The organism is Marinobacterium stanieri, assembly GCF_900155945.1.
GTDB classification, from domain to species: Bacteria; Pseudomonadota; Gammaproteobacteria; order Pseudomonadales; family Balneatricaceae; genus Marinobacterium; species Marinobacterium stanieri.
On record NZ_FTMN01000005.1, the window covers coordinates 273,155 to 296,737 of the forward strand.

Consider the following 23,583-nt stretch of genomic DNA (forward strand, 5'->3'; position numbering starts at 1 on the left):
GTCGCTTTAGGATAGTCAATCTAAATGGGGGAGCAGCGAGGGGTAAACTATGGTTTTCACAGAGTGAAAACTTTTGGTGAAACCAGGAGGGAGAGTGCTTGTTTTCAGTAGAGTTCATGTGTGAGCAAACGCTGGGCGATGGCGTCGGCGGCAGCTCTCAGCGCGGGCAGAAACACCTCTTCAAGTTGCTCTGGTTGTACCAGTTCTTCAATCCATGTCAGGTTCAGGCAAGCTTGGACTTCCTGCATGACAATAATGGGTATGGCAACAACATTAACCTCATAGCTGTTACTGTCATCCGGTCCGCCAAAGTAATTCCGGTCACGCTCGGCGTAGCCTTGTCGGCGGGTCTCCTCCAGTATCTTTTGTACCCACACCTCATCGTGCGCCAAGTTGGCATCAGGTCCTTCCTCCCGCTGTAGACGTTGCAGGATGACCTTGCAGTCATTCGGGTGACTCCAGGCCAGGTAGGCGCGACCGGTGGCTGATTGCAGCATGTATGGTTGATAGCCCATGAACCCCTGTGGCAAAAACAGGGGAGACTGGCGACGTGTGGTTTCGATAATTTCCATACGTTTGCCGTTGTAAATCATCAAGTCGGACGGCCAATGCAGCTTCTTCTGCAGTGCTTCCAGTATGGGTGAAGCCAGCTGCGCCAAGCTGTTTTCTGGGCGAATGTGTGTGCCCATTTCACGTAGCTGAAAGGTCAGGCGATAGCAGCCGTCACCAAGGCTGCGGTAAACCCAGCCTGCATCCATGAGAGTGGCCAGAATACGCAGCAGGGTTGCACGGTCCAGCTCGGTTAGCTGGTGCAGTTGATGCAGGCTGAGTGCTCGGTCAGCGTGGTTCAAGGTTTCAATTACGTTGAGAGCGCGTGTAAGTGAGCGGATCTGTTTTGTCATGGTCGGCCGGTTAATTCAGTGGCTGTGTTGGGATGTTGCTGGGGGCCTGCAAGGAATGCGATAACACAAGGTTAGCTGATCTACTTGCCTCAGTGTTAGTGCAGGGCGGTTACCACGCTCTGATGCCAGGCATTGGGTTCCGTACACTGTGTACTAACCTGCCGGTGCCCGCTCCCGCGTTAAAAAGAGTCGAAGAAATTTGTAAAAAGTCTGTTTGTGAAAGTGAAAATGTGATTTTCACACTCTGAAAAATACGGATAAATCCTGACAGGTTTAAAGAAACTAAGGTTTTTACAGAATGAAAACCTTAGTTGCCCCGTTCATGTTTTTGTAATCATATTCCAGCCAGTTACCTGTCGTTTATATGCGGACAGGCGCTGTACTAATTATAAAAAACGGTTACCAGGAGTATTTAGTAATGAATAGGGCTCGATTCATCGGTTATTTCATGCTGGCTGCGTTGAGCGGCTTGGCTAATTCACAGGTGTATGCGGAAGACAACCTCTCTTTGACCTTCCGTACCCACTATGGGCAGGTGGATCGACACTTTGGACCGGAAGACAGCGAGGAGATGAGCTTTGCCACCCGGCTTGATTATGTGTCGGATTACTATTTGGATCGTATCGGTTTTGACGCTTCTATCTATGCCGTTGCCAAGCTGTATGCGGACAAGAACACAGCAGGTCTGCCACTGCTGGATGAGGACGGGAAAGGCTTCACCAAAATCGGTCAGGCCAATATCAAATGGAAGCCGACGGACGAACTCGAGTTGCGCTTGGGCCGTATGCGGATCATTTCGCCGTTGATGACCGATACCGATGGCCGTTCCGAGCCGAGTACGCGTGAAGCATTCAAGGCGGATTTCCAGGTTGGTGGCGCCAAGCTTTATGGCATCTACAGTACGGGTGTGGCCACGACTGGGCAGGACAGTTTTGGCAGCTATACCGAGGGTGATGATGGTGTGGTGATTCTGGGTGGACGCTACCGTTTCAGCAATGGACTGGGTGTTCACCTGGCGCATGGTCAGTTGAAAGATGCAAAACGCCAGACATTTGTGAACGCGTCCTACGGCATCCCTGTTGGTGACGACAAGCTGTCTTTCGATCTGTATCACTATATGGCGAAGGGTATCGGGGACCAATCCAACCTGGCGGATGCTACCGGGTCGGATGGTGACCTGGATACCTACCTGAGTAGTCTGGCCGTCAGCTATACGCATAAAGACCTGACCTACTCAGCGGCTTATCAGCGCGTCGGTGATGACCTCTATGAACCCAGCTGGGATGGTTTTAATAACGACAGATCTGTGCTCTGGACCAACAACTCCGTGCAGATTCTTGATTTTTACAACCCCCATGAAGAGTCTCTGCAGCTGCGCGTGGACTACGCGCCTGCCGTTGTTCCGGGGCTGACGCTTATGACCCGATATACCGAGGGTGATTATAAAGCGGCTGGCGAAACGCTGGAGGACAAGGAGTTCAACCTGGAAGCGATGTATGAACTTCAACAGGGCTGGGCGAAAGGTCTGTCGCTGCAACTGCGCTATGCTGACGTGACCATTGGTGGTGTTGGCGACTTGGAGGATATGCGTCTGATCGCCCAGTACAAGCTGGTCCTGTAACCACCGGGCGATGTTGTTAACCTCATACAAGGGCGCCAACTGGCGCCCTTTTTGGTGGGGCTTCACTAGAAGTTGAAGCTCGTGTCCGTTGCAGATGGCCAGACCGGAGGGGCAGAGTATCGTTTTCTGCAAGTTTTCAAGGATCGATGTTACCCGCTGGGCCAGGCTATTCTGGGGTTGAAAGCATTGCGGATCGTCGGTTTCAATCCTGCGCAACGGCATCGATTGATAATGATAAACAGTGAGAGCAATAACGTTATCTGATCTCGGCACACGGCGAGAGACAGTTCCTGCCCCGCAATGGACCCCGTGCACTCCAGGCTGCTCTATTTTTGACCACCCCTGTCGGCTGTTACTGACGAACCGGCTTTTTGTACCTTAACAAACAATAAGTTACAAATCTGGCCCGCGCTTTGCTTATTCCCGTCAGGAAACTCAATATCCTTTTGATAAAAGTCAGCAATGCCCTCACAGGGCGCAGCTGACAGGGAAATCAAGCGACCTTCGGGAGAACGATATGGACGGCATGGTGCTGGAACTGGGGTACGCCCTGGATACGTTTTACTTCTTGATGTGTACAGCGTTGGTGATGTGGATGGCAGCGGGTTTTGCCATGCTCGAGGCTGGCCTTGTACGTGCCAAGAACACGGTTGAAATCTTGAACAAGAACGCGCTGCTCTACGGCGTGGCCTGTGTGGTTTATCTACTTGTGGGTTACAACATCATGTACCCCGCCAACCCGGTCAGCTCTGTGATTCCGGGCATCGACTTCCTGCTGGGAGCAGACAACACCACTGAATCTGTTGTGGCCGGTGGTGATGATGCACCTTACTACTCCGGTATGGCTGACTTTATCTTCCAGGCCGTATTCGCGGCAGCAACCATGTCTATCGTCTCCGGTGCCGTGGCCGAGCGTATGAAGCTCTGGCCGTTCCTGACCTTTGCGGTCGTTATGGTTGCGGTTATCTACCCGGTTGAAGGTTACTGGAAATGGGGTGGCGGCTTCCTGGATCAGCTGGGCTTCCAGGACTTTGCAGGCTCTGTGGTTGTGCACATGGCGGGTGCTGCGGCTGCCCTGGCTGCAGTTATTCTGGTCGGTCCGCGTAAAGGCAAATACGGCAAGAACGGCGAAGTCCGCGCCATTCCGGGCGCTAACCTGCCGATGGCGACTCTGGGCATGTTCATCCTGTGGATGGGCTGGTTCGGCTTTAACGGCGGTTCCGAGCTGAAGATCGCCAACGTTGAAGAAGCCAACGCCGTTGCCAAAATCTTCGTGAACACCAACGCCGCTGCGGCTGCTGGCATGATCGTCGCGGCCCTGTTTGCCCGTGCTCTGTTCGGTAAAACCGACCTGACCATGACCATCAACGGTGCTTTGGCCGGTCTGGTGGCCATTACGGCTGAACCTCTGCAGCCGTCTGCCGGCCTGGCATCCATCATCGGTGCCATCGGTGGTCTGGTTGTAGTGATGTCAGTTGTCACCTTGGACAAGCTGAAGCTGGATGACCCTGTCGGTGCCATCTCTGTACACGGCTCTGCCGGTATCTGGGGCATCTTCGCAGTAATGCTAAGCAACGATGATGCGACTTTCACAGGTCAGTTGATCGGTACTGTCGCAACCTTCGCCTGGATGTTCATAGCCAGCTTCGTGGTACTGCTGATCATCAAGGCAGTTATGGGTCTGCGTGTCACCGAAGAAGAAGAGATGGAAGGTATGGATGTCAGCGAATGCGGCATGCAGGCCTATCCGGAATTCGGCCCGGGCCACTCCTCCATGGGGCTGAGCAGCGGCTCTGACAAGTCGGGTACTGCCAGCAAGGGCCAGGCGGCTCCTGGCTACCAGGCCAGCCAGGCTGTAAGTAAATAGAGTTCCAACCTCCTCCAGAGACAAAAGGCCCTTAGGGGCCTTTTTTTTAGCTTTGGACTCAGCATGCTTAACGTCTGTGGTGCCGCAGAGCAGTAGTGAATACTGGCCAGAAGGTATCGATTTAATCTAAGGGCAGACCGCTATGCCGTTCACGGATAGCTGAATGGATAGCTTGGAGATGGGAGTCTGTCGGCAGCTGCCAGGTTTGCAGTAGCTGTTCAGGGAAGTAATTGCTGAGCGTTACTCAGATCCAGTGCATAAAAAAGGGGCTGTTACTGGAACAGCCCCTGTGCGTGCACAACGCTGAAAAGCGTACTTAGCCTTTTGCGGTGCGCTTTTTCTTCTCCGGGTCATCAAATGGCAGGGTATGGGCGATGGCCGATACCTCAAGGCTGCCTTTGACCTGAAGGGGTGTGCCCTGCTCGGCGTAAGGAACGGCCAGTCGGGCAATCGCCATGGACTTGTCGGTCAGGCGTGAGTACATGGCGCAGGTGATATCACCCACCTTTTTGCCATCGGCCCAGAGTTCATCGCCTTCGGCCGCGGCTTCTTTACCCTCCAGCAATACACCGAAAATCTTGAATCGCTCCTTGCCCTGCAGACGGAAGTGCTCGTAGGCACCGCAGAACTCGGTCTTGTCCTTGGAAACGGTGAAATCCAGACCCAGTTCCCAAAGGGTATCGCCAGCCGGTTCATTTTCGAACGGGTACATCTCGGAGTTATCGAACGGATAGAACAGCAGATAGCTTTCGGTGCGCAGCCAGTCCAGTGCGGTGAAAGAGCAGGGGATAATACCGAATGCCTTACCCTCTTCCAGAATACCGTCCCAGATGGTGGCGGCGTCGGCGGCCTTACAGAAGATCTCGTAACCGCGCTCGCCGGTGTAGCCGGTGCGTGAGATGGTGATCGGGCAGCCAAACAGTCGCGCGTGGGTGTGGTGGAAGTAGGCCAGATCACGAATGCCGGGGATATGTTCGGCGAGGAAATCCACCGCAGTGGGGCCCTGCAGGGACAGGTCATGCATGTCGTCATCAAATAATACGGCTACCTGCTTGCCGAGTGCGGCCTGGGTCAGGCGTTCGTAACCGGCGCCAGTACCGTGCACTACCATGAACGAGTTGGGACCCATGCGGTAGATAACGCAATCATCGATGAACTTGCCCCCTTCATTCAGCATGGTCGCGTAGACCGCCTTGCCGGGATAAAGCTTGGAAATATCGCGGGTGGTAGCCCACTCCAGCAGGCTCTCGGCGTGGGGGCCGACATAGTGCACCTTCTTCAGACCTGATACATCCATCAAGCCTGCCTTGGTGCGGATCGCTTCGTGTTCATCCGCCAGGGTGTAACCGCTTTTACTGTAGGTCCAGGCCGTCGGCAGGCCGTTCCAGTCTTCCAGGTTGGAACCCAGGGCACGATGTTTTTCAGCCAGTGCGGCGATACGCCATGAATTAGCCATTGTTCTCTCCATTCGTCTAGATAAGGCTTGATTCCTGTAAGGGAATTATTATTCCTGATAGGAAAGGCAAGTTTCGGGCCATGCACAAGCAAGCTGATGATTCCTATGGGGAAAAAATATTTCGTGGCCCTTGTTGCTGTGGCATGTATCTGAATCTGAGCATTCACGGCGCAGAGTGCGCCCCGTTTTAGGTCAACGCCCTTTTTTGTGAGCCCGTTTCCCTGCTGTTCTGTCTTTAGAAGGGGAGCCAGCCTGACCGCTCACTCACTATCCAGGCTCTGTATGCGGCGCATTTGACGTGGAGTCGACGGACGTTTGCCCTGAACTGAGTCACGCAGACATGGAGATGCACTGTTGCTGTGCCCCTATCAGCCTGTCTATTGGGTACGATTTTTTTAACTCTTTGAAATGCATCGAATTTATTTTTTTGGCAGAAGTTTTGCTTTTCCTGATAAGAAATAAATTATACCACTAATAAATTTTGGGTAACCCAAAAGGAGTAGTGATGCAGATCGATCCATCCATCAAGAGTCGTCCAAAATACGTGGCGCCCGAGCTGGTGGCGTCGGCGGGGTTGCAGCTGTTCGTCAGTGAATCCGATGCCGGTCACCTGCTGGAGCCGTTATACCGTCAGTGCTCGGAATCCGGTGCTCAGTGGCTGGTGGCAGAGCCGGGCAATGCGCCGGGTACGCTGGCTGATTCCCTGTCCGGTTACCTGCAGCGTGTCCTCAGTGATGCTCCTGTTACCACCCGTCTGTACGTAGCGGGGAGCGAAGGTTTTCTGTGGGACATCCGCAATCAGGCCCTGTCTGCCGGGCTGGTGGATGAGCAGATTCAGCTTGCTCCTCCGGTCACCAAGGCGCGGCGCCTGTTCTGCACCCATTGCTACACCCTGATGGAAGGGGTGACGTCCAGCCCGCACACCTGCAGTGGCTGTGGGCGTTTATTGCTGGTGCGGGATCATTTTGCCCGTCTGCACGGTGCCTATGTGGGCGTGCAGATCAATGCCGAAGATCCTGAGGAACAACTGGAACAGGAGGTATTGCAGTAATGAGTATCGACAGCATACCCGTGCGGGTCATGGCCATTGAGCAGGTGGCGCCGCTGATTCGAGAGTTCAAGCTGGAAGCGATTGAAGGCAAGCTGCCGGCGTTTTCACCCGGCAGTCATGTGCAGGTAATTATGCCCGGTGAGGCGCGTGAAATTCGCAATGCCTACTCGCTGTGCAGCGATCCAGCCATGCCGCGTCGTTACAGCATCGCGGTGCGTCTGCAGGAGGACTCTCGTGGGGGCTCCTCCTTCATGCACGGGGAAGTCAACGTTGGGGATGAACTGGCGATCACGCCGCCGGCGAACCTCTTCGCCCCCGTGATGGCGGCCCGCAAGCATCTGCTGATTGCCGGTGGCGTGGGTATCACACCGTTCATGTCCTATATCCCCGAACTCAAGCGCCAGGGTGCGGAATTCGAGCTGCACTATCTGTATCGGGGCAGTCAGACCGGTGCCTATCTGGATCAACTGCAGCAACAGCTGGGCTCTGCCTTGCATCGCTATGACTCGGGGCAGGGGAACAAGTGTGACTTGAGCACAGTGCTGAGCGATCAGGGGCCGGGGACGCATGTGTATATCTGTGGCCCTGAATCCCTGATTGAAGGTGTCTGCAGCACCGCAAAGGCATTGGGCTGGCCGGAAAGCCTTATTCACTACGAGGCCTTTGCCGCCCCTGAGCCGGGTGAGCCGTTCAAGGCCCAGCTGACCCGCAGCGGCAAAACCCTGGATGTGGCAGCCGATGAAAGCCTGCTGGAAGCGCTGGAACGTGAAGGCATTGCCGTGCCCAACCTCTGCCGTGGCGGTGTCTGTGGCCAGTGTGCAACGCCCGTGATCGAAGGCGCAGTGGAACACCGCGATGAGTTCCTTTCGGCCGATGAGAAAGCCAACGGCGGTTGCATCATGCCCTGCGTCTCCCGTGCCGCCGGCAAACACCTTACTCTGGATATATAGGAGCGACGTCATGCGCATGTCACCCAAACCCGTACAGACCTTTCGTGACGACTTCAGCTACAGCAACAGCCCCGGCGCGATTGCACGTTTTCCCTTTCCGTTTCCGGATGATGAATACCGCTATTCGGTGAATATCGAGCCGCATACCACGCCGGGTCCGGAAGGGTCGGTATATGAGTTCCTGCTGGATATCGACGAGCACTATCTATCGGAGATGGCCGAGCGCGATATCGTGCTCAAGGAAAACCCACAGCGCTGCCTGGCCATGCCGCATATGGACCTGGCCTGCTGGGACATGATCGAACGTTGCATGCAGTCACTGGCGGCTGATTATCCACAGCATTTCAGCCTCAGCACTGAAGGTGATCAGTGGACCTGGGAAAACCGTCTGCTCAACATCAAGGACAGCTTCACCTTTGGTGACAGCAGCACCTTGCCGTTGCCGCCGATGGAATACATGGGCCGCCAGCTGCAAGGCGACTTTGCCCTGCTGGATCAGCGTGATGGCGACCTGTTTCTGGATGCTGGCATTGTTACCTGTCCGGCGGACTGGTCACTGGCCTTTGATGCCGGCATGAGCTTCTCGGAATGGCACGGCCCCGTGCCGCTGGCGCATGAAATGGGCGTGTTCGAGCGTGCACTGAAATATCTGACTGCGATTCCGGTCGGCCGTCCGGTACGACGTCTGAACTGGACCCTCACTGTCAACGCCCGCATGGATACGTCTCCCGAAACCTATCCCAACTGGGGCACCGATCGAGCCAGTTTGACGGCGGATAATGTAGGCGAGAAAGTGCACCTGCGTGTGGAATTGCAGGTACTGGATCGTATGCCGCGCAGCAACGCTCTGATGTTCAGCATCCGCACCTTCCTGATCAGCTTTGATGATCTGGTCACCAACCCGGACTGGGCGCGCCGCATGCACCGCGTACTGAAAACACTGCCGCCTGAACTGGTTGAATACAAAGGACTGGGCCGCTATCACGATCTGGCGGTGGAATGGCTGTCTCAGTACGATCCGGCCAACTGACAGGAGATTCTATGGGCTGGGTATACTTGCTGATCGCCGGAGTGCTGGAGTGCCTCTGGGCGATCGGCCTCAAGTACAGTGATGGCTTTACCCGCTTCTGGCCTTCGGTGGTGACCGCCGTATTGATAGTGGTGAGCCTTGGGCTGTTGTCCTTGGCGATGCGCACCATTCCGGTGGGCACCGCTTATGCGGTCTGGTCCGGCATCGGCGCCTCGGCACTGGCAGTGGTGGGTATTCTGTTCATGCAGGAACCGGGCGGCCTGGTGCGAATCGGTTGTATCGGCATGATTGTGTTGGGGGTGGCCGGACTCAAATTATTCGGCGACACTGCGGTGTGATACCTGAGGGCGTAACATGGAAGAGAGGTGAAATATGACACAGACAGATCAACCTGTAGTGCTGGTAACGGGTGCAAGCAAAGGAATAGGGCTGGGCATTGCGCGGGTCTTTGCCGCCAAGGGATATCGCGTGGCCATCGCCGCGCGTCATCAGGAACAGGCTCAGGCGGCTGCAACCAGCCTGGGTGAAGGCCATTTGGGACTGGTGGCGGATGTCACCAGTCGCAGCAGTCTGGATCAGGCGGTAGCAACGGTGACAGAGACCTTTGGTCAGCTGGATGTGCTTTGTGCCAATGCTGGTATCTTCCCCTCGGCCAGTCTGGAAACCATGCCGGAAGAAGATTGGGACCAGGTGATGAATACCAATCTCAAGGGGCTGTTCAACAGTGTTCAGGCGGCGCTGCCGGCGCTGAAAAAAAGCAGCTGTGGCCGTATTGTGGTGACCTCCTCAATCACGGGCCCTGTTACAGGCTTCCCGGGCTGGGCACACTACGGGGCCAGCAAGGCCGGGCAGCTGGGCTTTATTCGTACGGCCTCCATCGAGCTGGCTCGTTACGGAATTACCGTGAACGCCGTAATGCCGGGCAATATCATCACCGAAGGGCTGGAGGACATGGGGGAAGATTACCTGCGCCAGATGGCCGCATCGATCCCGATGAAGCGTCTTGGGCAGGTGGAGGATATCGGCAACGCGGCGGCCTTTTTCGCGTCGCCCGAAGCCGGTTATATCACGGGGCAGACCTTGATCGTGGATGGTGGTCAGATTCTGCCGGAGTCCCTGGAAGCGGTAGGCTAAGCGTCAGCTGAGGGGATAGACTCTAAGCCTTGTCAGGGGGCGCCTCGACAAGGCTTTGTGTTTTCCTCGCTCCGCAGCCACTTTACCAATGGTCCTCCGATGAAGACGCCGTCTTTGCTTAGGGTAAAAGTCCCCGCGCTGGAGCCCTGGCTGGGACAATTGGCCCAGTTTAGAATCACGGTATTTTCTGAGCCAGGACAGCCACTTTTTTCAACCAGGAGTTCCTCTTGTCGCTGCTGGAATTTATTACCGGTCCGAAATAAGTCGATGACGTGTTTTTAATGCCGGAGAAATCCAAAATAGAGTTGTTCAACTGTTTGTATATTGCATTCCCTTTAATATATCTATACCAGAAGGGGGGACTATCAAGCGTGATTATTATTTCAGAGCTTCGTCCTTTTAATAACTGTTTTGGCATAGCCTTTCCATCAATGTATTCGAATGAAAAGCCGGGTAAGAAGGATCTATCAATAGCACCTTTGAATTTTGCTGGTACTGTCCCCCACCAAACGGGGCTGACAATGACAATATGATCTGACCATTGAATCTTCTTTTGAAAATCCACCAGGTCCGGTTCCAGTTCGGTAACCTTATCATACCCGTCGTCTAAGCTTATTTCGAAATTCAAATCACCAATATGGATTTGCTCAACTGTATGCTTCTCTCTTGCAACAGACGCATACTTCTCAGCCAAAGCCTTACACAGGCTACCGGGTTTTGGGTTTGCATTGATAACGAGTACTTTTTTCATAAGCCAACATCTCCCCTGCAGGTTAGGAAGTGCAGCTTAAACCCTCACCTAAAGGTCAGAGTCAAGGCTTCGAATGCAATTATCAATAGAAATTCGATAATCTATGATGCGCTGCTTTTTTAGTTCCAGATCTTTTATTTCATTGTCGACTGATTCTTGTTTTTTAACCAGAAGTTCACTCACGCGCTTCCAGTCAAAATCTTCTTCATTTTTTCTTAAAGCAACCATTTCGGAAAGTGAAATTCCAATAGTTTGAGCTTCCTTAATCATTTTTATTGTTTTTATGTTTTCTTGACTATAAACACGATACTTTCCTGATCTGTTAACACGCATGAGCCCGATGGATTCATATAACCTGATTGCGCGTTGAGTCGCGCCAGATTGTTTTGATGCTTCATTAATGAACACTAGAACGTCCTTATCCTGCATGTTGGCTCGGGAGAATAAATCCGCTTTAAGCGGTTGAGCGGTTATTTCAGCTTAATCGTAAAGTGCTTCAAGATCGAGGAGAGTTTAGCGCCCTGCAGTCGGCCTTGCCATAAGGCGGGAAACCCCGCCGACAGCTGGTCGGCGGGTGAATAATCACTTCGCAAACAGTGATTCGATGTTCGCAAACGCCTTGATTTCGATGGCATTTTCAGAGGGGTCCATGAAGAACATGGTGGCCTGTTCGCCAGCCTCACCCTTGAAACGTACATACGGCTCAATAATGAACTGGATACCCAGACCGGTCAGGCGGTCAGCCAGTTGTTGCCACTCATCCATCGGCAAAACGACACCGAAATGACGTGCCGGGACCTTGTGAGAATCGACATCGCTATACGCGTCACAGCCGCATTCCTCCGGCGCCTTGTGCGCGACGATCTGATGACCGTAAAAGTTGAAGTCGCACCATTCACCCGGAGCACAGCGACCTTCGGTACAGCCCAGTACTTCGCCGTAGAATGTGCGGGCTTCTTCGACATCACGAACCGGAAACGCCAGGTGGAACGGGGGGATGTTATGTGTGTTGCTCATAATCACTCTCACTTGGTTGGGCCTTGATGGCAGCTTTGAGTGTATGTAAGGCGTGACTTAAAACAAATCGAAATCTGTCGGATGGGGGCTGGGCGGCCCCGTTCCCTGGTTAACAAACCTGCAAGCGGATGGGAATGTTGGCTCGATTCGGGTGTTCAGTTCAGCCGGGTCGAGGACTGTCTTCCATTCCTTGCAAGATCAGAATATGGGCTTCGGAGCAGAGGATGCGCTTTTCCCGTGCCTGCTGATATTCCTCGGAGTGGTAGCAAGCGAGCGCCTGTTCATAGCTCTCGAATTCCAAGACAACCGCTCTTTGTGGAGGATTGTCTTCAAAGCCTTCCAGAGGGGTGAAGTTTTCACCCCGGGAAAGAATCTTCGCACCATATTTGGCCAGGGCCTGAGGAGCAAGTGCCAGGTATGCCTGATAGTCTTCTTCTTGCTGAATAGTGACGTGGGCGATCCAGTAACCTTTCATACTTAACCCTTGGCTTCCAAAAGGCCCAATTCTGTCAAAGTGGCGCGCGCTATGCGGAAGCACTCAACGCCCTGAGGTACGCCACAGTAAATAGCGATCACATGCAGGATGGAGCGAACTTCGTCCACGGTTACACCGTTGGAAATGGCGCCTTTGAGGTGTAGCTCCCATTCTTCCATCTTGCCAAGTGCTGCAATCATGGTGAGATTCATCATGGAACGGGTTTTGGCATCGATGGTGTCATCGCCCCAGCCGAATCCCCAACACCAGCTTGTCATTGCTTCCTGGAAAGGGAGGTTAAAGCTGTCAGCTTTCTCAAGATTCTTTTCTACATAGTCTTTTCCCAGCGTTTCTTTACGCTTTTGTAGACCAAGTTCAAACAGATCATCTTTCATGAGTTGTTTCCTTTCTCCAGTTGGCATGCGATTTCGTAGGCTTCTTTAAGATGACGCTCACAGATTGCACAGGCTTTATCGGGGTCGTGCTCCTCAAGGGCTTTGACCATTTCATACAGGTCTTTCGGGCCTGCGGTTTTACGCCCGACAGAACTCAGGGTCATGGCGCGCAACCGGGATATGCGAGAGTTGAGCTGTTCGACCAAGACCCAGGCAACATGCTTACCTGCGCTGTGAAAGATCAATTCATAGAAGTCTTTGGTGAGGCGTAAAGCGGTTTTGATATCGTCTTTAGCCAAGTGATCTGCGATCTGATCATGCAGCTGGTACAGGCTCTGAATGATTTCCGAGGTGATGACTTTGCTGCATTCTCGAACAGCCATGCATTCCAACAGGGTGCGTATCTCGTAGATCTCCTTCACTTCTGCATCACTGATAGATGCAACCGCAAAGCCCGCGTTGGGAAGACCCACAACCAGGTGCTCGCTTTCCAGATGACGGATACATTCCCGAACAACGGTGCGGCTAACGCCCAGCGTTTCACACAGGTTGCGTTCGATTAAGCGAGTGCCCGGTGTCAGTGAATTACTGGTGATGGCGTCACGCAGGGAATCGAGGGCGTGTTCTTTCAAGGTTTTGGGTCGTTCAACCTTCTGCATGTGTCTTCGTTCCTCTGAATCAGAATCCAGTTTTGCATCTTAGCATAGCGACCACTTGATTCAGTCGTGATTGTATGATTATCTTTGTGTCATATGGTATACCATATTACGAAAAAGATCATTATCACCTTGGGCGGGATCCGGAAATGAGTTTAGAGATACGCAAAATCGTCAGCTTTGAAGAAGAAACCCTGATTGAGGGTTATAAGAAGGCAGACAGGCCTCTGCGCATGTTTGCGGTGGCTGCTGTCGTCACAAACCCCTGGGCAGGGCGCTTTGTGCATGACTTGAAACCGGTTGTTCGTGAGTATGGTCCGCAACTGGGAGAACTACTGACGCAGCGCATCTGCGAACTGGCGGGTGGCGCGGAGAACATCGAAGCTTTCGGTAAAGCTGCGGTTGTAGGTCTGAACGGTGAAGTCGAGCATGCCTCTGCTCTGATTCATACGCTGCACTTTGGCAATTTCTACCGTGAGGCGGTAGAGGCTAAATCATTCCTCTCGTTCACAAACACCCGTGGCCCTGCCAACGCACCGATTTCTGTTCCGATGATGGACAAAAATGATGGTGGCAAGCGTTCCCACTATTTGACGCTGCAATTCAACATCGGTGACGCGCCTGCTGCTGATGAAATTGTGGTTGTTCTTGGTGGTGCAACTGGTGGTCGCCCGCATCACCGTATTGGCGACCGTTATCAGGAACTTCAGGAGCTTGGGCATGACGTCGATAACCCTGCCGCGGTTTAAGTCCCGTTCAGGGCTTGCCTATACCCGAACAGGACAAGGGCCGTCTCTGGTTCTCATCCACGGCGTAGGCTTGCGCCTGGAAGCATGGGTACACCAGGTCGAAGGCTTGTCGAAGTTCTTCACGGTGTATGCCGTGGATATGCCGGGTCATGGTGAGAGTGACATCATGGCAGAGTGCCTTGATATCCCGACCTATACCGACGCCGTTGCTGCATGGATTGACGAAGTCGTGCAGGCACCCGTGCTGATTGCCGGGCACTCAATGGGATCTATGATCGCGCTGAACTTTGCCATTCGTTATCCCCAACAATGTGCAGGTGTGGCGGCGCTGAATTCGGTTTACCGGCGGTCGGATGCTGCCAAGCAGGCGGTCTTTAGCCGCGTTCAGCAGATCAAGGAGAGTATTACGGCTGAAAATGTAACGGCTCCGGTTAAGCGCTGGTTTGATTTCCCCTTACAGGGTGATGATGAACAACATGCACGCATGTGTCGTGAATGGCTGAGTCATGCTTCCCTTGATGGTTATCGACAGGCTTATGAAGTCTTCTGTTTCAATGATGGCCCTTCAGATCGTGATCTTGAAAATCTGTCTGTTCCGGCGCTGTTCCTGACGGGAGAGGGAGATCCGAACTCAACGCCTGATATGTCCAAATCCATGGCAAGACTATGTCCTGAAGGCGAGAGCTATATCGTTCAGGCGTCTCGCCACATGGCCCCTTTAACTCACTCCGTAGAGATAAATCCAATAATAAAAGATTTCGGTCAGCGCTGTTTTGACCGGAACTAAGGAGATATTCCTGTGAATACCTTTGACCCCAGAGAGCTGCGTAACGCGTTTGGTTCCTTTATGACGGGCGTCACGGTGGTAACTGCCGTGAGCAAGACGGGAGAGCAAGTAGGCTTTACAGCGAACTCGTTTACCTCAGTATCAATGGATCCGCCGCTGTTGCTGGTATGTCCAGCCAACAAGCTCTCCAGTTTTGATGTATTCGAGCAATGCGAACACTTTGCTGTCAGCATTCTTGCCGAAGAGCAGCAGCATGCTTCCAACACCTTTGCAGGCTCCTCAGGCGACCGCTTTTCTGAAGTGTCCTGGACAGCCGACGAATTTGGTACGCCGCTGATTGATGGAGCGGTAACGCATTTCTCATGTTCGGCTTTCCAGAAGGTTCCCGCTGGGGATCACCTCCTTCTTGTAGGCAAGGTGGAAGCCTTCGCAACGACAGAAAAACTGGGTTTGGGATATGCCAAGGGTGGTTATTTCAGTCTGGGAATGGAGCACAAGGCGGAAGAAGTTGCACTGCAGTCATCGGCTCAGGTGGGTGCCTTGATTGAGTGTAACGACAAGCTGCTCGTGCAGAAAACAGACCAGGGCTACATCCTGCCTGTTGCAGACATGACGAAAGGGCAAAGCTCACACGAAACACTCGCCTCCTTTGTCAAAGAAATAGAGCCCGAGAGTGAAGTAGGCCAGGTGTTTTCCGTGTATGAGAAAGCCACAACCGGCGGCTTCATTGCGTTTTACCGGGTTGAAAGCGCTAAAGAGTCTGATCACCAGCAGTATGAATATGTGCCATTTGAAGAGTTGGCAGACCTGAATTTTGCGTCATCCGATCTTCAATCAATGGTCGGTCGTCTGGTCAATGAAAAGCAGAATGGCGTTTTCCGTCTGTACTTTGGGGATGAAACAAAAGGGGATGTGCGATGAAATTTTCACTCTTTGCTCACATGGAGCGCGTGGACGAACAGCAGAAACAGCAGGATCTGTACGACGAATTTATTTCATTATGCAAAATTGCTGATGAAGGTGGCATGTGTACAGTCTGGACCGGTGAGCACCATGGTATGGACTTCACCATCGCACCGAACCCTTTCCTCAACCTGATCGATCTTGCCCATCAGACGAAGAATGTTCGCCTGGGGACAGGGACAGTTGTGGCCCCCTATTGGCACCCGATAAAACTGGCCGGCGAAGCGGCCATGACGGATATCATTACGGGTGGTCGTCTGGATCTGGGTATCGCGCGAGGCGCATACTCATTTGAATATGAACGTATGGTGCCGGGTATGGATGCCTGGGGCGCGGGTGAGTGCCTGCGTGAAATGGTGCCTGCCATTAAAGGTCTCTGGAAAGGTGACCACACCCAGGAAGGCAAGCATTACAACTTCCCGAAAACCACATCATCGCCCAAGCCATTAACTGAAGATGGCCCTCCGATTTGGGTAGCCGCCCGCGATATTAACAGCCATGAATTTGCTATCAGCAACGGCTGCAATGTGCAGGTCACGCCGCTGTGGCAAGGGCTGGAAGAAGTAGAAGCATTGATCTCCAAATATAACGAAGCCTGCGAAAAGCATGATAAGCGCACCAAGATCATGATCCTCCAGCACGCCTTCGTTTCAGACAATCCGACTGAGCTGGACCAGGCTGCTCGAAAACTGCATGAGTTTTACTGCTACTTCGGTGCCTGGTTCAAAAATGAGCGCCCGATCAGTCAGGGTCTTATTCAGCCTCTTTCACAAAAAGAAATTGATGAGCACCCGTTCTATAAGCGCGAAGCTATCCGCAATGATCTGATGATAGGTACACCTCAGCAGATTATTGATCGTCTTAAGCACTATGAAGACCTGGGCTATGACGAGTTCGCTTACTGGAGTGATTCAGGCATGACACGCCAGGAAAAAGAAACGTCGCTGCGTCGTTTTATTGATGAAGTGATGCCTGCTTTTAATTAATGGATGGGATCCTTATGTCTGATTTAAATCTGCCCCACTATAAGCTGTTCATTGATGGTGAGTGGGTTGAAGGCGCAGCAAACAAGAAAATGCCGACGATTAATCCGGCAACGGGTGATGCCTGGGCCACTTTTGCTTGTGCCGAACCTGAAGATGTTGAACGTGCCGTAAAAGCGGCCCGTCGCTCTCTCAGTGATCCGCAGTGGGCCGGTATCACACCCTCAGAGCGAGGCGTGTTGCTGAATCGTTTAGCTGACCTGCTGGAAGAAAACTCTGCGGCACTTGGAGCTGTAGAAACCAGTGACAGCGGTAAGCTGGCGGCTGAAACCCAGTCGCAGGCCCGATACGTCGCCCAGTATTATCGATACTACGCAGGGCTCGCCGATAAAATCGAAGGCCACACACTGCCTATCGATAAGGCTGATATGCATGTGTTCACAAAGCCTGAGCCCATCGGCGTCGTTGCGGCGGTAGTGCCCTGGAACGCCCAGATGTTCCTGACCGCCACCAAGCTGGCTCCGGCCTTGGCCGCTGGTTGTTCGGTCATTATCAAGGCATCTGAGATTGCACCTGTTGCCATTCTGGAGTTCGCTCGCTTGATTGAGCAGGCAGGCTTCCCGAAAGGCGTGGTGTCAGTGATTACCGGTGATGCCGTCGGCTGTGCCATTCCGCTGACATCACACCCGGATATTGATCGTCTGGCCTTTACCGGTGGACCTGAAACAGCGAAGCATGTTGTTCGTAATACGGCCGAAAACTTCGCGGTCACATCCCTTGAGCTGGGCGGCAAGTCACCCATTCTGGTATTCGAGGATGCTGATCTCGAAAGTGCGACCAACGGGATTCTGGCCGGTAACTTTGGTGCTTCAGGTCAGTCCTGTGTCGCGGGCTCGCGAGTGTATATTCAGCGTGGGCTGTACAAGGAGTTGGTCAGTCGTCTTCTGAAGGCCACGGCTGAAATCCGGGTCGGTAACCCTCTGGACAGCACTTCTCATATCGGTCCGCTCTGCACAATGGCACAGGTTGAAGGCATAGAAGCGGCACTGCTCAAAGCGAAAGAGCAGGGTGCGTCGGTACTGGCTGGTGGACATCGCCTGGCTGAGTTGGGCTCAGAACACTATTTCGCCCCCACCATTGTTGAATGTCCTGATTTCGAGACCCTAACTCTGAAAGCCGAGTTGTTTGGGCCGGTGATGTCGATCGCATGCTTTGACACCGAAGAAGAGGCGATTGCGCTGGCTAATGATTCCGAGTTTGGTCTTGGGTCAGGTGTATTCACTGAAAACCTGTCAAAAGCTCTGCGTGTGTCTCAGCAAATCAAATCCGGCATCTGCTGGGTGAACACCTACCGCGCAATCTCGCCGGTTGCTCCTTTTGGTGGTGTCAATCAGTCAGGGTACGGGCGTGAAGCAGGTATCCAGGCGATTCAGGACTATATACGCGTGAGAACCACCTGGATTAATACCTCCAGTGAACCCATGGGTAATCCGTTCGTAATGCGATAACGGGTTGCTCAACAATAAAAATAACAGCTTCGGCTATTTTTGATGCTTAGGAGTTTTTATGAAACCCAGCACAAGAGCTTTATCCGGTGTTCCTGATGCCGGAAAAAGCACATTCATGAGCTACTGCTCCATTTTGATGGTAGCGGCGTTTGTACTATTCACAGTGCTTAACGTCGAACTTTCCAACGAAATTTTCAGTGGCTTCAATAGTTGGATTCTTCACAATCTCAGCTGGTACTACGTGGTCATTGTCAGCGCCGTTCTGGGGTTTTCTGTCTGGGTAGCATTTAGCCGCTACGGTGATATTCGTTTAGGCAACGATGATGAAAAGCCCGAGTTCGGGTTTGTGGCATGGTTTTCAATGCTATTCAGCTGTGCCATCGGTACAGGCCTGCTCTTTTGGAGTATTGGTGAACCCCTGATGCATTTTCAGGGGAACCCTTTCCTGGATATGAATGGCATAGAGGCCGCCACCGAAAGTGCTGCGCGTATGGCGGTTAAAATCACCATGTTCCATTGGGGGCTGCATGGTTGGGCGGTTTATATTCTGGTGGGCTTGTGTCTTGCCTATTTCTGCTACCGTCGCGGTCTTCCATTAACGGTTCGCTCCGGTCTTTACCCTTTACTGGGTGATAAAATTTATGGACCTATCGGTCACGCTGTCGACTTGTTGGCAATCTTCAGCACGCTGTTCGGTACCGCAACCACACTGGGTCTGGGCGTTTCGCAAATGAATGCCGGGCTGAACTATTTATTTGGTGTGCCCGTTTCCACGACCACGCAAGTTATTCTGATCGCATTTGTGTCGGTTGTTGCCACACTGTCGGCTATTTCAGGTGTTGGGCGCGGTATTAAAATACTGAGTATCTGGAATATCCGCCTGAGTCTGGTGCTTATTGCATTCTTTGTATTTGCAGGACCCACCGTATTTCTGATGGATCTGACGGTTTCCTCTCTGGGGGATTATGTGGCCACCTTTATCCCGATGGGGTTCTGGGTTGACCTGGATGCTGAGCGTCAATGGCAGGGCTGGTGGACCATCTTCTACTGGGGCTGGTGGCTGTCCTGGGGCCCGCTGGTCGGTATGTTCATTGCCCGTATTTCACGTGGTCGTACCGTACGTCAGTTTTTGCTCACGGCCCTGGTTATGCCGCCGTTGGGCGGGTTTCTCTGGATCATTGTCTTTGGTGGTACGGCGCTTAACATTGAGTTGCTGAATGCCGGGCATCTTACTCAGGTGGTTAACGAAAACATTACCCTGTCGCTTTACAGCACCATCGAAGCCATTGGTGTGGATTCTATGACCCAGGCGATGGCTGTGCTGTCGACACTGCTGATTGTGACCTGGTTTGTTACCTCTGCGGATTCGGGCACGCTGGTCATTTGCACCATTGTGTCTCAGGGGGATACTCACCCGGCCCGGTCTTTACGCATTATCTGGGGCCTGGGGCTTGGCGGTGTTGCTTTGGCGCTATTGTTAGCCGGCGGTCTCGATGCGCTGAAGACGGCCACCATTATTGCTGCACTTCCATTCTCTGTGGTGCTGACATTCATGTGCTGGGCGCTTGTTAAAGGCTTTCAAGATGAGCGGAGTGGGATTACCTACAATGCCAATGATCTGGCAAAGCCCGTTGTATCCACTGACGTCGTGACGAGCAAGCTTGCTGAAGGCGAGGCTGCTTTAGCTGACTAATGCTAAATATGGCTTTTAACAGGTGTACACAATGATTGCAGAGATGCTCCGAGACCCTTCACTGGTCAAAACGAAAGGGCTCATCAACGGGCAATGGGTTGAGGGGCTGACAACCTTTGAGGTTGAAAACCCCTCCACCACTCAACCCTTGGCAAGGGTTGCAAACCTGGGCGCAGAGGACGCGCAACGTGCTGTTGATGCAGCCCAGCAGGCTATGGAGCAGTGGCGGTCAGTCACTGCGAAGGAAAAGTCGAGCTTGCTGCGCAGATGGTTTGATCTGGTGATGGAGCACCAGGATGATCTTGCCACGCTGATGACTGCCGAACAGGGCAAGGTGTTTAGCGAAGCCAGGGGGGAGGTCGCCTATGGCGCCTCCTATATCGAATGGTTCGCTGAAGAAGCCAAGCGGATCTACGGTGATATTCTGCCCGCGACCACTTCAGATCGGCGTTCTCTGGTCATCAGGCAGCCGGTGGGTGTGGTAGCTGCTATCACACCCTGGAACTTTCCACTTGCCATGATTACGCGCAAGGTAGCCCCGGCGTTGGCGGCGGGTTGTTCCATTGTGCTGAAGCCTGCAGCGGAAACGCCTCTGTCTGCGCTGGCTCTGGCGGAGCTGGCGCAGCGAGCCGGCATTCCTGATGGACTCATTAATGTTATACCGGGCACGGATGCGGCTGCCATTGGGCAGGTTTTGACGTCTCATCCATTGGTTAAAAAGGTGACGTTCACCGGTTCCACGCGAGTAGGCAAAATCCTGATGGAGCAGTCGGCCAGAGGGGTTAAACGCACATCAATGGAATTGGGTGGCAATGCGCCGGTGATGGTGTTTGAGGATGCGGATCTGGATAAGGCCGTCGCCGGTGTGCTTGCCGTCAAATACCGTAATGCCGGTCAAACCTGTATTTGCGCCAATCGGATACTGGTGCAGCAGAGCATCTATGAGCGTTTTCTCGAGAAACTGACCGCTAAGGTTTCCGAGTTTGTGCTGGGGGATGGGTTTGATGCATCGGTCACAGCAGGGCCGTTGATAACAGGGCAGGCGGTTAACAGTGTCGATACCCTGGTGAAAGATGCTGTTGGTAAGGGCGCCGGCGTCTGTATTGGCGGCAAGCCGGCCAACGGTAAGGGCTACTTCTATGAACCGACTGTGCTGCGTGATCTCACGGCCGATATGCGCCTGGCGAAAGAAGAGGTATTCGGACCTGTGGCACCGGTATTCTCATTCGAGAATGAGGCTGAAGCCGTTGCAATGGCAAACGATACCGAGTTTGGCCTTGCTGCGTATGTGTTCACTAAAGATCCATCCAGAATATGGAGGGTCAGTGAGCGTTTGGAGTACGGGATGGTGGGAGTCAACGAAACCGGAATCAGTTCCGAGATGATCCCCTTTGGTGGTGTGAAAGAGTCTGGTCAGGGACGAGAAGGTTCTAAATACGGCCTGGAGGATTACACGGAGCTGAAATACATCTGTATGGGTGATATTGAATCCTGAGGGTATCTATCCAATAGAAACGCATACTGACTTCTGAAGGGTATGTACGGCAATAAACCCTGAGCGACCCAAGTCGCTCAGGGTTTTTGCTTTAAAGCCGCTTTACAATTTGTTGTTTGTGACCGAACAGCAAAAAGCTCAATGCTTTCCCAATTATTTATACCAGAGCCAGTAGGCCAAATCGGTAGTTGGTCTGGCTGATGTACTTGCCAGTGGCCAGGTGTTGCTTCACCCAAATAGCGAACCTATTGCGTCCAATATTCCTGAAAATATTGCAGAAATACCTTCTGCAAACATTTCGAAGACTCCCGTGACACATTCAATCGCTCCATCTGCATAAATTACGGCTGGAATAGCTAGTCCGCTGAATGCTGAAACCAGAATGACGGTCGAAATTGCATCAAACCCTGCAATCAGAATATATAAAAGGGTTAAAATAAGAAAAAGTGAAGATATTGCTCCAAGAATGACTACTGGGATTGGCTTTACGTCATTGCTCATGATTTATTCCTTTCACTGAATTATTTTATTTCATCGAAAATCGAATGCTTCTGACGCATGTCCATCTTCGATTGCTATCAGGTTTTTAAACCTGACACCTGCGCCATGTTCATCTTCCCAGTTACACCCAAATTCAATTCCGAATCTGTGGTTGCCTGAGTCATCGGGGGTATTAATGTGAACTGCAACTATGCCGCATAGACTCTTTAGATCTTGGGGAGCAGATATTTCCGGGACCACTTCACTGGGGTCTTCATCGACGAGGCATTCAAGAACGTACTCACGGTTTTCCCAATACTGGTCGACCATTGCAGATAACGCCGCATCAAGAATTTCAACGGCATGGTCACTGACCCATTTGGATTCGGTAAGGAAGGTCTCCGTACCCATATCCTTGTCGCCAGAATAGTGTACGGTGCCGTCTGATGGTTCGCAGCTGGAAAGTGCGCCATAGGGGCCGTTTCGAACATTAAGCCCGGAAAATCCATCTGACTTGATGGATGTGTATATGCAGTATTCATCAAAATTTATTTCTGGATACGGCGGAGCATCAGTGTTGTACATTTTGAGTCCCTTAAAGTCGAAGGCCCAGTATATACGGGGCTTTCAAATCGATTCTTAAAGCCTATAGTGAAGCTTTTGAGCCTTTTATTATATGGGTAGAGCTTCCAGGAAATATCTAAATCTCTTGAAATCCCAGGTTGGCTCATTGTCTAAATGTTTTCGAAGGAACCCTGTATTAACACAATTTATTGAGTCACATTCATACATAGGGTTTGTTTTTTCTTTTACGGATAATTCCTTTTGGAAGGCCAAAAGATTAAAACCAATTAAAGGGTGCTCTTCAACTAATTGCCCGGAAACTGTCGAATACTGTGCAATGCATCTAATGACTTCCATTTCATTCATAACCATAGGTAATTTGCTCACGAGTAGAGGCAACTAAGAAATACTAAGTGCTTGTATTGGAAAGATAAATGACGAGCCACAGCTATTCTCCTCCATTGAAAAAAGCCTGCGTGCTTTGTGCTAGACCCTGCACTGTATCCTGCAACGGTCAATCCATAGTGCCTTGATATTGGACCAAACTGTCGTGTGTTGCCAGTCGGAAGTGGCAGTAATAAGGGCGGTGTGGGGAGGAACGGCTGGCGAGAACCGAGACATGTCCTGAGCTAAGGGTGCCCGGCCAAGGTGTGTGGGCCTGAAGCCGGGCGGTCGGGCTTTAAAAGGTTGAGCGGTTATTTCAGCTTGATCGTAAAGTGCTTCACGATCGGGGCGGTGATCTCCCAGGTACCCACGAAATCCTTTTCGATTACAAAGGCATCACCGGGGCCAACTTCTACGGGCTCGCCGCCGTCAGGAGTGATGATGGCGGAGCCTTCAATCAGGTGAATAAACTCCCAGCTTGCGTAGGTGGAGTGCCAGGTGCCGGGTGAGGCTTCCCACCAGCCGCTGATCATGCTGCCGTCATCGGCGGTGTATTCGATCCAGGTGGTCATGGTGGGTTCACCGGCGACAACGGTCCAGCCCGGCAGGGCGTCGGTCATCGGTTCCGCCTTGCGGTTCGGCAGGCGGGTAATGGGTGCATTACTCATGATC

26 protein-coding genes are annotated in these 23,583 nt (G+C 52.5%); 14 read left to right on the plus strand and 12 right to left on the minus strand.

All coding sequences use genetic code 11. The annotated features are described in order from the left end of the window. Nucleotides 1–104: 104 nt before the first annotated feature. The gene (locus BW956_RS13080; RefSeq protein ID WP_076463107.1) at nt 105–902 is read right to left on the minus strand and encodes a helix-turn-helix domain-containing protein; all 798 of its coding nucleotides are present in this window, start codon (nt 900–902) and stop codon (nt 105–107) included. A gap of 418 nt (nt 903–1,320) precedes the next feature. Here BW956_RS13080 and BW956_RS13085 point away from each other — a divergent pair, with 418 nt between their 5' ends. Together BW956_RS13085 and BW956_RS13090 are read left to right on the plus strand one after the other, a co-directional pair. Beyond that, complete coding sequence (locus tag BW956_RS13085) at nt 1,321–2,523, plus strand: OprD family outer membrane porin (RefSeq protein WP_076463108.1); 1,203 nt, start codon at nt 1,321–1,323, stop codon at nt 2,521–2,523. A 517-nt stretch (nt 2,524–3,040) separates the two neighbouring features. After that, nucleotides 3,041–4,390 (plus strand): ammonium transporter, encoded by a 1,350-nt coding sequence (locus BW956_RS13090; RefSeq protein ID WP_076463109.1) that lies wholly within the window; start codon nt 3,041–3,043, stop codon nt 4,388–4,390. A gap of 316 nt (nt 4,391–4,706) precedes the next feature. Here the strand turns inward: BW956_RS13090 and BW956_RS13095 are convergent, their stop codons facing one another. After that, nucleotides 4,707–5,846, minus strand: a complete 1,140-nt coding sequence (locus tag BW956_RS13095; protein WP_010324829.1) for an aminomethyl transferase family protein — start codon at nt 5,844–5,846, stop codon at nt 4,707–4,709. 505 nt (nt 5,847–6,351) lie between these two features. Here BW956_RS13095 and BW956_RS13100 point away from each other — a divergent pair. Genes BW956_RS13100 through fabG form a run of 5 tightly spaced genes read left to right on the plus strand, consistent with a single transcriptional unit; the run spans nt 6,352 to nt 10,011 of the window. Then, nucleotides 6,352–6,897, plus strand: coding sequence for a dimethylamine monooxygenase subunit DmmA family protein (locus BW956_RS13100; RefSeq protein ID WP_076463110.1), 546 nt, complete (start codon nt 6,352–6,354; stop codon nt 6,895–6,897). Next, complete coding sequence (locus tag BW956_RS13105) at nt 6,897–7,847, plus strand: PDR/VanB family oxidoreductase (protein WP_076463111.1); 951 nt, start codon at nt 6,897–6,899, stop codon at nt 7,845–7,847. Before BW956_RS13100 ends, BW956_RS13105 begins: the two co-directional genes overlap by 1 nt. Nucleotides 7,848–7,857: 10 nt before the next feature. Then, nucleotides 7,858–8,877, plus strand: a complete 1,020-nt coding sequence (locus BW956_RS13110; RefSeq protein ID WP_076463112.1) for a heme-dependent oxidative N-demethylase family protein — start codon at nt 7,858–7,860, stop codon at nt 8,875–8,877. Between the two features lie 11 nt (nt 8,878–8,888). Then, complete coding sequence (locus BW956_RS13115; protein WP_076463113.1) at nt 8,889–9,215, plus strand: DMT family transporter; 327 nt, start codon at nt 8,889–8,891, stop codon at nt 9,213–9,215. 34 nt (nt 9,216–9,249) lie between these two features. Then, nucleotides 9,250–10,011 carry a 3-oxoacyl-ACP reductase FabG gene (fabG, locus tag BW956_RS13120; RefSeq protein ID WP_076463114.1) on the plus strand — a complete coding sequence of 254 codons (762 nt, stop codon included), beginning with the start codon at nt 9,250–9,252 and terminating at the stop codon, nt 10,009–10,011. 175 nt (nt 10,012–10,186) lie between these two features. Here fabG and BW956_RS13125 read toward each other — a convergent pair whose 3' ends face one another. The 6 genes from BW956_RS13125 to BW956_RS13150 form a co-directional block, all read right to left on the minus strand. Then, a complete protein-coding gene (locus BW956_RS13125; protein ID WP_076463115.1) occupies nt 10,187–10,762 on the minus strand; it encodes an NAD(P)H-dependent oxidoreductase in 576 nt (191 codons plus the stop codon). A gap of 48 nt (nt 10,763–10,810) precedes the next feature. Beyond that, nucleotides 10,811–11,170 carry a MerR family transcriptional regulator gene (locus BW956_RS13130; RefSeq protein WP_244894368.1) on the minus strand — a complete coding sequence of 120 codons (360 nt, stop codon included), beginning with the start codon at nt 11,168–11,170 and terminating at the stop codon, nt 10,811–10,813. 174 nt (nt 11,171–11,344) lie between these two features. After that, nucleotides 11,345–11,779, minus strand: coding sequence for a VOC family protein (locus BW956_RS13135; RefSeq protein WP_076463117.1), 435 nt, complete (start codon nt 11,777–11,779; stop codon nt 11,345–11,347). Nucleotides 11,780–11,939: 160 nt separating this feature from the next. Continuing rightward, nucleotides 11,940–12,254, minus strand: a complete 315-nt coding sequence (locus tag BW956_RS13140) for a DUF1330 domain-containing protein (protein WP_076463118.1) — start codon at nt 12,252–12,254, stop codon at nt 11,940–11,942. A gap of 2 nt (nt 12,255–12,256) precedes the next feature. Then, the gene (locus BW956_RS13145; protein WP_010324819.1) at nt 12,257–12,649 is read right to left on the minus strand and encodes a carboxymuconolactone decarboxylase family protein; all 393 of its coding nucleotides are present in this window, start codon (nt 12,647–12,649) and stop codon (nt 12,257–12,259) included. Next, nucleotides 12,646–13,308 carry a GntR family transcriptional regulator gene (locus BW956_RS13150; protein ID WP_076463119.1) on the minus strand — a complete coding sequence of 221 codons (663 nt, stop codon included), beginning with the start codon at nt 13,306–13,308 and terminating at the stop codon, nt 12,646–12,648. The genes BW956_RS13145 and BW956_RS13150 overlap by 4 nt, the downstream gene beginning before the upstream one ends. A 146-nt stretch (nt 13,309–13,454) precedes the next feature. Between BW956_RS13150 and BW956_RS13155 the strand changes: the two genes are divergently transcribed. From BW956_RS13155 to BW956_RS13185, 7 genes are read left to right on the plus strand one after another with little or no spacing between them, the layout of a single operon-like run. Further along, nucleotides 13,455–14,054 carry an amino acid synthesis family protein gene (locus tag BW956_RS13155; protein WP_076463120.1) on the plus strand — a complete coding sequence of 200 codons (600 nt, stop codon included), beginning with the start codon at nt 13,455–13,457 and terminating at the stop codon, nt 14,052–14,054. Beyond that, the gene (locus tag BW956_RS13160) at nt 14,026–14,841 is read left to right on the plus strand and encodes an alpha/beta fold hydrolase (RefSeq protein WP_076463121.1); all 816 of its coding nucleotides are present in this window, start codon (nt 14,026–14,028) and stop codon (nt 14,839–14,841) included. The genes BW956_RS13155 and BW956_RS13160 overlap by 29 nt, the downstream gene beginning before the upstream one ends. A 12-nt stretch (nt 14,842–14,853) precedes the next feature. Continuing rightward, nucleotides 14,854–15,762, plus strand: coding sequence for a flavin reductase family protein (locus BW956_RS13165; RefSeq protein WP_083703064.1), 909 nt, complete (start codon nt 14,854–14,856; stop codon nt 15,760–15,762). Next, a complete protein-coding gene (locus tag BW956_RS13170; RefSeq protein WP_076463122.1) occupies nt 15,759–16,790 on the plus strand; it encodes an LLM class flavin-dependent oxidoreductase in 1,032 nt (343 codons plus the stop codon). The genes BW956_RS13165 and BW956_RS13170 overlap by 4 nt, the downstream gene beginning before the upstream one ends. A gap of 14 nt (nt 16,791–16,804) precedes the next feature. Next, entirely contained in the window at nt 16,805–18,295 is a 1,491-nt protein-coding gene (locus BW956_RS13175; RefSeq protein WP_076463123.1) for an aldehyde dehydrogenase, read from the plus strand. 58 nt (nt 18,296–18,353) lie between these two features. Beyond that, nucleotides 18,354–19,988 (plus strand): BCCT family transporter, encoded by a 1,635-nt coding sequence (locus tag BW956_RS13180; RefSeq protein ID WP_076463124.1) that lies wholly within the window; start codon nt 18,354–18,356, stop codon nt 19,986–19,988. 31 nt (nt 19,989–20,019) lie between these two features. Then, complete coding sequence (locus BW956_RS13185) at nt 20,020–21,483, plus strand: NAD-dependent succinate-semialdehyde dehydrogenase (RefSeq protein ID WP_076463125.1); 1,464 nt, start codon at nt 20,020–20,022, stop codon at nt 21,481–21,483. A gap of 228 nt (nt 21,484–21,711) precedes the next feature. Here BW956_RS13185 and BW956_RS13190 read toward each other — a convergent pair whose 3' ends face one another. The 4 genes from BW956_RS13190 to BW956_RS13200 form a co-directional block, all read right to left on the minus strand. Further along, on the minus strand, nt 21,712–21,984 hold the full coding sequence (locus tag BW956_RS13190; protein ID WP_076463126.1) for a hypothetical protein: 273 nt from the start codon (nt 21,982–21,984) through the stop codon (nt 21,712–21,714). A 30-nt stretch (nt 21,985–22,014) separates the two neighbouring features. Beyond that, nucleotides 22,015–22,548 carry a DUF6985 domain-containing protein gene (locus BW956_RS13195; RefSeq protein WP_139327184.1) on the minus strand — a complete coding sequence of 178 codons (534 nt, stop codon included), beginning with the start codon at nt 22,546–22,548 and terminating at the stop codon, nt 22,015–22,017. Between the two features lie 87 nt (nt 22,549–22,635). Next, nucleotides 22,636–22,899: a DUF7683 domain-containing protein gene (locus BW956_RS22915; protein ID WP_420811651.1), complete on the minus strand. Its 264-nt coding sequence runs from the start codon at nt 22,897–22,899 to the stop codon at nt 22,636–22,638. A 323-nt stretch (nt 22,900–23,222) separates the two neighbouring features. Beyond that, a complete protein-coding gene (locus BW956_RS13200) occupies nt 23,223–23,579 on the minus strand; it encodes a cupin domain-containing protein (protein ID WP_076463194.1) in 357 nt (118 codons plus the stop codon). Nucleotides 23,580–23,583 lie beyond the last annotated feature (4 nt).